The following is a 9,597-nucleotide window of genomic DNA, read 5'->3' as shown; positions in this document are numbered from 1 at the left end:
CCATATCCCAAAAGTGTTGCCAAGGTATAGCCCAAAACCAACCATGGAAACGCCTGCCAACCAAATATGAACCCGGACAATCCAGCGATCAAAGTCGTAGGCATCAATGCCAATCCCATAAGAATTATGCTGACCAAAAGTGCGATGGTGACAGTAATGAAATCTGTGAAATCCATCTGAGATAGGAAGTTGGAATTCTTGACTGCCAATGGGACAAAAACCACTGAACCTATGGAAGGCATGAAACTTACCCAAAGAAGTGCCAAGGCCACCACAGGGTTTTGTTTTCCAGCCAATCTGAATTCCTTGAATATCCCTTGCTTTTTTTCCATCTTTGGGCCACCTAACCGCAAAGGAAAGAAAATCTTTTTCTTCAGACCAATAGTTCATTTGATTTCGATCAAATCCCAATAGAAAGGAACCTTCTGGCCTGGTTATGTTTTATTCAATCATGATTATCCCCTTTTTTATAGGCTTAAAAGTAAGACCAAAGAGATGTTGAAATTACCGGTTCACGCCAACTTCCGTCTTACGTCTTCGGTATTCCGTCCCAATAAAAAGAGAAATCAGTTGACTGACATCATTTCAGACAATTAATATTTAGAAAAAAAAATTACAGAAAAACATGAAATTTGGTACCAAAGCAATACATGCCGGTGTAGAACCGGATCCGAGTACAGGGGCGATCATGACTCCTATTTTTCAGACTTCCACCTATGTGCAGCGTTCTCCTGGAGACCATAAAGGTTATGAATATTCCAGAACCCATAATCCCACCCGGACGGCCTTGCAGAATAATTTGGCTGCCTTGGAAAACGGCAAACATGGACTTTGCTTTTCTTCTGGATTGGGAGCGATTGATGCCATCATCAAATTGTTGAACCCGGGAGATGAAGTCATCAGTACCAATGACCTTTATGGTGGTTCTTATAGGATTTTCACCAAGGTTTTTGCGCGTTATGGCATTAAGTTCCATTTCATTTCCATGGAAGATCCAAGGACAATAGAGAATTATATCACTCCCCATACCAAGCTGATTTGGGCAGAGACACCAACCAATCCGATGATGAACATCATTGATATTGAGGAAATCGGAAAGGTTGCCAAGAAACATAACCTCCTGTTTGGGGTGGACAATACCTTTGCTACTCCATTTTTGCAGAATCCTTTGGATTTGGGTGCTGATATCGTGATGCATTCCGTGACCAAATACCTTGGTGGACACTCAGATGTGGTGATGGGTGCTTTGGTGGTGAATGATGATCAATTGCAGGAAAAACTGGCTTTTATCCAAAATGCATGTGGTGCCACTCCAGGACCACAGGATTGTTTTTTGGTGTTGAGAGGGATCAAGACATTGCATCTGAGAATGGAAAGACATTGTGAAAACGGTGCTGCTATTGCCCGATTCTTGAAAGGTCATCCAAAAGTGGATAAAGTCTATTGGCCAGGGTTTGAAGACCATCCCAACCATGACATAGCCAAAAAGCAGATGAGGGATTTTGGCGGGATGATTTCTTTTACAATTAAAGGCAATAAAATAGAAGATGCCCATACCGTGTTGGAGAACCTGCATTATTTTACCCTTGCCGAATCCTTGGGCGGGGTGGAGTCTTTGAGCGGCCATCCGGCAAGCATGACCCATGCCAGTATTCCTAAGGAGGAGCGGGAAAAAGTCGGATTGGTGGATTCCCTGATCAGATTAAGTGTGGGAATTGAGGATATTGAGGATCTGAAAGAGGATCTTGACCAAGCTTTGGCAAAGGTTTGATTATTTAGTATAACTTCCTTTATAGAAAAGGTCTGATGGTATTCCATTAGACCTTTTATGCTCTAGTACCAGTAATCAAATATTGTATGTAACGAAATTCAAAGGATCCATGACAGGAATATCTGAAGCGAAAAAATCAGCGTAATTAGAAGTAATTATGATATCACAATTCCCACTTTTTGCGCAGCTATATTGAAGACCATCTTCATAATCAGGCCATTTGGAATAATCCATTTCAATAAGATTTTCAGGGAAAAATGGAGTTAATTGAAGTAAACCTAAATAGGCATAAGCCCTAAGGGCAGCAGTTTTTGGGTTTTTTATTTTCCGGTCAATAAAGTAAAGCAATTGATAGAAAGTAATGATACTGATATTTCCCTTCCAATGCCCCTTTTGAATTTCAGAAAAAATAAAATCAATAGCATTCTGTTGATTTTTTTCAGCATCCCTGAAATGGAAAGACAATAAGGTATTTGTATCCAAAAATAGTCTTTTCATTTTTCAAGCCTTTACGGACTTTTTTCGTCTTTGAATTAAATGCTTTTCAATTTCCTTCTCAGTTGGTCTTTGACCAGGATCTCTGAGGTTTTGAAGTTCTGGGCTTAATATTATTTCTTTTTTGTCAAATTCCATTAATGCCCTGATATGAGACTCAAATAAGCCACTCACACTTGTATTATTTGATTTAGCATAGTTTTTGGCCCAAGCAATCAATTCTGGGTCTTTGATACTAAGGGTTAATTTTTCCATACGTATGAAATTAAGTTTAATGTTCATAAATATACGTATTGTTTAGATTTAAGTAAAAAAGTTTTAAACAAAAATCAATAATCAAAAAAAATCGTCCGTTGACGGCCAAAATTGTTCGCAATTTTGATCAATTCAAATCATAATCTTCCTCAATTTGCTTGATTTGCCTATTTATGAATGGCACGGGTATGGATAATGGGTTAAGGATTGTTTTCAGATTATTGTTGCTTTTTTGTAAGTGGCGGAACAATTAAAACTACATCAACCAAGAAAACAAAAAACAAATCATGCTAAAAAACTACCTTAAAATTGCCTGGAGAAACCTTTTGAAAAAGAAAGCATACTCCTTTATCAATATTTTTGGATTGGGATTAGGGATGGCCTGTTGTTTCATGATTTTTATGTTTGTGCAGGATGAGCTTTCTTATGATACTTACCATGAAAAAGGAGATAGAATATACCGTTTGACACATGGGAGTCTTCCATCCGAAGACCAACCTGAAAATGCGGGTGCAAATCCTTTTTGGGTTTGGAACAACGCACCCGTGGGACCTGCTCTCAAAAGTTATTTTCCTGAAGTAGACAAAGTGGTCCAGTTTTCCGGCAGCTCTGATATCCTGCTGACCGATGGGGAAAATTCCTATCAGGAAGAGGGCGTATTTTTTATGGATTCGACAGCTTTTGATGTTTTTAGTTGGAAGGTGGTCAAAGGCGATCCCAAAAATGCCTTGACCGCACCATACAGCATGGTGATGACAGAAAGTACTGCCAAAAGGTATTTTGGAAACGAAGATCCGATCGGCAAAACTATGAAAGGAAGTGACTCCCCAGGAAGGTCAAACGCCGGGGATTATACCGTAACAGCGGTTATTGAAGATGTTCCTGCCAATTCCCATTTCAAATTCAACATGCTGTTATCCTTAAGTACATTTAGGCAATATAGGCCTGAAGTATTTGATTGGTGGGGTTATGCAGATTTCTATACTTATTTCTTGGTCAACGAGAATTTTGACCAAACTGCGTTTGAACAAAAAATCCCTGATTTTCTGGCTTCAAGGCAAGATGATCCATTATACACAATCCGTGTCGAGCAGATGAAGGATTTTTATCTCCGAACCGAGGCGGACAGGCAACCTGGAGAAACTGGAAGTCTTTCCAACATTTATGTCTTTTCAGTGATTGGCATTTTCATCCTTGTGATAGCCATGATCAACTTTATGAACCTGTCCACCGCCAGGTCTATGGAGCGTGCAAAGGAAGTTGGAATCCGGAAATCTGTAGGAGCTGGAAGAAAGCATCTTGTATTCCAGTTTCTCGGGGAATCCATCATCATCGTATTTCTTGCAATGCTAGCTTCAATCATTTTTGTGTCTTCCTCATTGCCGCTAATGAACAGCATTACCGGAAAAGAACTGGAGTTTACCCGGTTTATCAGTTGGCAAACTGTCCCTACATTGGTCGGGATTTTATTTGTAGTCGGGATTTTAGCTGGATCATATCCCGCCTTTGTATTGTCAGGTTTCAGACCGGTTCAGATCCTAAAAGGGATTTCTGTAACCAATAGCAGTGGGGTCAGCTTAAGAAAGGGACTTGTGGTTTTTCAGTTCAGCTTGTCCATTATCCTCATTGCAGGAACCATCATTGTGTATAACCAAATGAACCACCTGCTTGACAAAGACATGGGCTTTGATAAAGAACAAATGCTGGTGCTTGATTACAATTATGATGAAATTGTCAACAACAGATCAAGTGCCCTTAAAAGCGAACTGGAATCAAATCCTGCCATTCTATCCACTGCTTTCTCGAGAAGCGTTCCTGGAGGTTATTTCCCTAACGCAGGTACGACAATCCAGAATGCTGATGGTGAAATGAAAACGGAAGGACAGGCAATTTTTCAGGTTGGATTGGATTTTATTACCCATTTTGATATGGAGTTGGTAGCCGGAAGATCCTATTCAAGGGATTTCCCATCTGATTCCACCTCGGCCTTAGTTGTTAACGAAGCTGCTGCCCGTCAATATGGCTTTGCAAATCCTGCTGACATTGTAGGAAAGAAATTTGACCAATGGGGAAGAGCGGGAGAGGTAATCGGAGTGGTTAAGGATTTCAATTTTATTTCTCTCCACCGAACTATTGAGCCTTTGACTTTGCCATTTGAAGCCTATGCCAGTCGTTTCCTTTCTCTCAAAGTGAAGTCTGACAATTTGCAAAAAACCATTGCAGAAGTGGAGGAGGTTTGGAAGAGCATTGCACCTCATAGGCCGTTTTTGTATAGTTTCTTGGATGAGGATTTTAACAAACAATACCTAGCTGATTTCAAATTCAGGAAGATTTTTACCACATTTTCGGTATTGGCTATCCTTATTGCCAGTTTGGGATTGTTCGGTTTGGCTACTTATACAGCAGAAATTAGGACCAAGGAAATTGGAATCAGAAAAGTACTTGGTGCAGAGGTTTCAAGTATAGTCACTTTGCTGTCCAAAGATTTCATCAAACTTGTATTGGTGGCAATTGTGCTTGCAACGCCGGTCACTTGGTATGCTATGAATAAATGGTTGGAGGGTTTTGCATATAAGGTAGAAATCGGATGGTGGGTTTATTTATTGGCAGGAATAGTTGCTGTGATCGTGGCGATGGCGACCATCAGTTCTCAGGCCGTCAGAGCAGCGATGCTGAATCCGGTGAGGAGTCTGAAGAGCGAGTGATGAGAAGGATGAGGGAGGAAGGATGAAGGGTAGAAGCGAGAAGCGAGATGCGAGAACCAAGAATCAAGAGCCAAGAATCAAAGCCTGCCCCGAGTATCGGGGAGCCGAGAAACGAGAAACGAGAGCCGAGAAACGAGAAGTGAGAACCAAGAGGCGAGAGGAGGCAAAGAAGGCTGCTGTTCGCAATTTGGAATGGCTAACGACAGAAAAATAGGATTTGTATTCCTAATCTCGGTTAGACTGTAAACTGGAATTACAAATTCCTTTAATCTGTTCTTACAATTGCAAATTGCGAGGAGCGGGGTTACGAGAATCGAGGAATCATGAATTGTGGGAAAAATGCCGTAGGCATGACCGATGTACTAGCCCGGTAATTTATTGCCGGGTAAATGAATTGAGTATATGTGCTCAAAGTGCCGTAGGCACGGACGAATTAGAATTAATTAAGGTGGATTGAATTGGGATAAGCTTTAGACTAGAGTAATGAAATAAGAACCAAATCCTGTCCTGAGAATCGGAGGATTAAGTTTAAAAATAAAGTCAAATAATAGAATAACTATACCTGTTCAAAGTGGCGAAACAATATCAACCACACTAACCAAAACCAATCAACCACTCTCCATTAAACCTCCATTCCCATGACTCACATCGCTATACCCATCCCAACTACTCCTGGAAAGCAGGACATCCGAATTGAGGTGACGATCAACAACCAAAAACAAGCGCTTCATTACAAGGTAGAGTTGTTTTATTGGGACGATTGTCAAAATCCCCAAGGACACCGAGCTGATTGCCTTTCAGAAATGCTCTCCCATCATGACCCCAATTGGGCACTTTACTATATTGGAGCACCGACGGAGAAGTTTGTGCCGATTACGTTTGTGGAGAAAAGTAACTCGAGGGTGAAATAGGATATAGTAGTAATATTGATATATGCATTGCGATATAATTTGATATAATGCCTTCGGCGATATAATTTCCCACAATCACGGCTATTTTGGAAATTAATATCCATTAATATCAAATATCCATTAATATCTACTTAATAATATTTACATTTATTTCAATCTATTTCCATCATATTTCAGCCTATAAAAATTGACCATACAATCAATAACCAACCATGATAAAAAACTACTTTCTGACCGCTTGGAGAAATATCAAAAGACAAAAATCTTTTTCATCCATCAACATATTTGGTTTGGCAATGGGGTTGGCCTGCTGCCTGATTTTATTGGCATTTGTTAGGCAGGAATTGAGCTATGATCATTTCCATAATGATTCTGATAGGATTTTCAGGGTTGCACAAAGGGTGGATGGAAATGAAAACTGGGCTTGGACGGGAGGCGCAGTTGCCCCTATGATGCTTAAGGAATTTGATCAGGTCGAGCGTGCGGTCAGGATACATCGTATCAGTACTTACCTGAGACCTGCAGATGGGCCCAATCAGGGAGAAAGTTTTAGGGAAGAAAAATTCACTTTTGCGGATGAAGGATTCTTTGAGGTTTTTGACTTTCCATTATTCAGTGGTTCGACAATTGGAGTTTTGGATGATCCATTTCAGATTTTGCTGACTGAATCCATGGCCAAAAAATACTTTGGGGAGGCTGATCCGATAGGGAGGAGTTTGATATCCACAGGCGATTTTGCTTTTGTGGTCAAAGGTGTATTGAAAGAACTTACTTCAAATACCCATTTGGATTTTGATTTTATCACCTCTCTCAACTCTTTTAAAGCAACAGAAAGCTTTCCCCTGACTGCTGAATTCGGAAGTTTTTGGTGGCCCTTTTGTTATACTTATATAAAGTTGAAAGATCCTTCGGATGTCCATTATGTCAACAGCCGCACCATGGAAGCTTCCAAAAAATCAAGATCTGAGGAAGAAGCCAAAAAGTATGTACCATTTTTACAACCGGTGACAGATATCCATTTGGACAATTCTTACCAAAGTGAAATGAGTCCAAGCACACCAAAATCAACTGTGTATATATTCTTAAGCATCGGGATATTCATTTTGATTTTGGCTTGCATCAACTTTATCAACCTTTCTACAGCCCGGGCTATCAAGAGGATGAAGGAAATCGGTATCAGGAAAGTGACAGGTGCCAAAAAATCCCAATTGGTCCTGCAATTTTTTACCGAATCATTTTTGATCAATGTCTTCGCAATGATTTTCGCCTTGTTGCTTGTTGAAATTTTGCTACCGATTTTTTCAGGATTGCTGCAACAAGAAATCCCTTTCAATCTTTTTAGCGATCAACAGGTTTGGATATTTCTGGTCAGTACCTTGGCAGTTTCTACCTTTTTGTCTGGGATTTTTCCGGCCATTTACCTTTCAGGTCTTAAACCAAATTTGATTTTGAAAGGAACTACCTTTCATTCCAACAAGAGTGCTTTGAGACAAAGCTTGGTCGTTCTACAATTTGTCATGTCAGGAATATTGGTTTTTTGTGCAACTGTGGCCTATTTCCAACAATCCTACATGCAGAAAGCTGACTTGGGTTTTGACAGGAAAAACATCCTTTCTATCTCCATGGGAGAGATTTCGAGGTCAAATAGGGAAAGTCTCACCAATGCATTCAAGCAGTTTTCATTCGTGGAAAATGTCCTCGGATCAAGCGCCCGACCGGGAGTGGATGCTGGATGGGGTCCACAATTTTCCTATGAAGGACAAAACCCAAATGACCAAATCTGGATCAACCAACAATATATTGACTTTAATTATTTTGAAACCATTGGCGTTCCTATTGTTGCAGGAAGAGAATTTTCTGAAGAATTCAATGACAAAGGGGATGCATTTAAAATGCGGGAGATTTTTCCAGCTGTCCGAAATAGTGGGTTTATCATCAATGAATCCCTTGCCAAGATGATGGGTTTGTCGCCGGAGGGAAGTCTTGGCAAGCCTATCCAGGTTTTTACTGAAGAAAACGGACAACGTTTTATGGATTTTCATGGGAATGTTGTAGGAGTTGTCAAGGATTATCAGACTTCTGATCTGAGGTTTGCGATCCAGCCGACAGTCTATGCACCGGTCCAAAACGGAATTTCTGATAACAGTTCCCACCTTTAGGTCAAAATCAATACAAAAGATATCCCACTAGCTGCTGCTGCTTTGTCTTCCAAATGGAAAGAGATCAACTCAACGATTCCTTTTGAATATATAGTATTGGAAGACAGCCTGATCAAACAATACGATAGGGAGGCCAGGTTGAGCAACCTGTTGGGATTGTTCGCTTTGTTGACATTGGTGATTTCAAGTCTAGGTTTGCTGGGTTTGTCGATATTTATGGCAGAAGGCAGGAAAAAGGAAATAGGAATACGAAAAGTAATGGGTGCAAGCTCTTTGTCAATAGTGCACCAATTGACCAAGGATTTTCTAAAGCCTGTTATCATTGCGAATTTACTGGCATTGCCAATAGGATATTATATAATGGTTTCATGGCTGGAGCAGTTTGCCAATAAGGTCCAAATGCAGGTAGGGTTTTTCTTCCTTACAGCAACAATTGCCATATTGATAGCATGGCTAACAGTTGCCATCCAATCCTATAAAGCAGCATCTGATAATCCCGTCAATTCCCTTAAATCAGAATAATTTAATGATATATGCTTCGCGATATAAATTGATATAGTGCCTTCGGCGATATTAAAAGATATATGCTTCGCGAAATTTATAGATATAATGCCTTCGGCGATATAATTTCCAACAATCACGGCTATGTTGGAAATTAATATCCATCAATATCAAATATCCATAAATATCTATTACAAAAATATTTCAACAATATTCAAATAATCAACAACCACTAATAGAAATACCATGATCAAGAACAACGTCAAAATCGCAATGCGTAGCCTTTTGAAGCAGAAGGTCTATACGTTTATCAATATTTTGGGACTGGCAGTTGGGGTGGCGAGTTGCGTGCTGATTGTGCTTTTTATCCAGAATGAATTTTCTTATGATAAGTTTTTCCAGGATCAGGACAGGATTTACAGGATGTCTTTGGAGAGGATTTACCCCAACCACTCGACCTATTATGCGATTATTCCCCATTCATTCGCAGGGGTTGCTTTGGATTCTTTTGATGAGATTGAAGCCGCTACCATTGCTTCGAGGAACACCAATGTGGAACTGACTTACATCAACCAAAGAGAGGAGGAAGTTAGGTTCGATGAAGAAATGATCTTGGCGGCGGACAGTTCTTTTTTCAAGGTTTTTGATTTTGAGATACTCAAGGGAAAAACAGAAAACCTGTTGGCACTTGGAAGTGAAATGGCAGTGACTGAGGAATTTGCCAAAAGGTATTTTGGGGATGAGGATCCTATCGGAAAGTTGATCAGGATAGGGGAAAACCTTGAATTTACCGTAACTTC

General features: G+C 40.1%; 8 protein-coding genes and 1 pseudogene. 6 read left to right on the top strand and 3 right to left on the bottom strand.

Annotation, left to right across the window (positions count from 1 at the left end):
- Positions 1-332, bottom strand: a pseudogene (locus ACEW8U_RS11440) (hypothetical protein); the annotation flags it as partial.
- 293 nt (positions 333-625) lie between these two features.
- Here ACEW8U_RS11440 and ACEW8U_RS11435 point away from each other — a divergent pair.
- Complete coding sequence (locus ACEW8U_RS11435) at positions 626-1,771, top strand: cystathionine gamma-synthase (RefSeq protein ID WP_373522175.1); 1,146 nt, start codon at positions 626-628, stop codon at positions 1,769-1,771.
- Positions 1,772-1,846: 75 nt separating this feature from the next.
- Here ACEW8U_RS11435 and ACEW8U_RS11430 read toward each other — a convergent pair whose 3' ends face one another.
- Positions 1,847-2,269 (bottom strand): type II toxin-antitoxin system VapC family toxin, encoded by a 423-nt coding sequence (locus ACEW8U_RS11430; protein WP_373522174.1) that lies wholly within the window; start codon positions 2,267-2,269, stop codon positions 1,847-1,849.
- 3 nt (positions 2,270-2,272) lie between these two features.
- Complete coding sequence (locus ACEW8U_RS11425; RefSeq protein ID WP_373522173.1) at positions 2,273-2,521, bottom strand: DUF6364 family protein; 249 nt, start codon at positions 2,519-2,521, stop codon at positions 2,273-2,275.
- 287 nt (positions 2,522-2,808) lie between these two features.
- Here ACEW8U_RS11425 and ACEW8U_RS11420 point away from each other — a divergent pair, with 287 nt between their 5' ends.
- From ACEW8U_RS11420 to ACEW8U_RS11400, 5 genes are all read left to right on the top strand, one after another.
- Positions 2,809-5,226: an ABC transporter permease gene (locus ACEW8U_RS11420; RefSeq protein WP_373522172.1), complete on the top strand. Its 2,418-nt coding sequence runs from the start codon at positions 2,809-2,811 to the stop codon at positions 5,224-5,226.
- Positions 5,227-5,864: 638 nt separating this feature from the next.
- Positions 5,865-6,137: a hypothetical protein gene (locus ACEW8U_RS11415; protein WP_373522171.1), complete on the top strand. Its 273-nt coding sequence runs from the start codon at positions 5,865-5,867 to the stop codon at positions 6,135-6,137.
- 212 nt (positions 6,138-6,349) lie between these two features.
- Positions 6,350-8,296 carry an ABC transporter permease gene (locus ACEW8U_RS11410; protein WP_373522170.1) on the top strand — a complete coding sequence of 649 codons (1,947 nt, stop codon included), beginning with the start codon at positions 6,350-6,352 and terminating at the stop codon, positions 8,294-8,296.
- A 42-nt stretch (positions 8,297-8,338) separates the two neighbouring features.
- The gene (locus tag ACEW8U_RS11405) at positions 8,339-8,818 is read left to right on the top strand and encodes an ABC transporter permease (RefSeq protein WP_373522169.1); all 480 of its coding nucleotides are present in this window, start codon (positions 8,339-8,341) and stop codon (positions 8,816-8,818) included.
- Between the two features lie 225 nt (positions 8,819-9,043).
- Positions 9,044-9,597: ABC transporter permease (locus tag ACEW8U_RS11400; protein ID WP_373522168.1), on the top strand; the 554-nt coding region annotated here is incomplete at its 3' end.

Source organism: Aquiflexum sp. (assembly GCF_041751335.1).
Taxonomy (GTDB): domain Bacteria; phylum Bacteroidota; class Bacteroidia; order Cytophagales; family Cyclobacteriaceae; genus Aquiflexum.
This window is presented reverse-complemented; position numbering and strand designations above follow the sequence as displayed.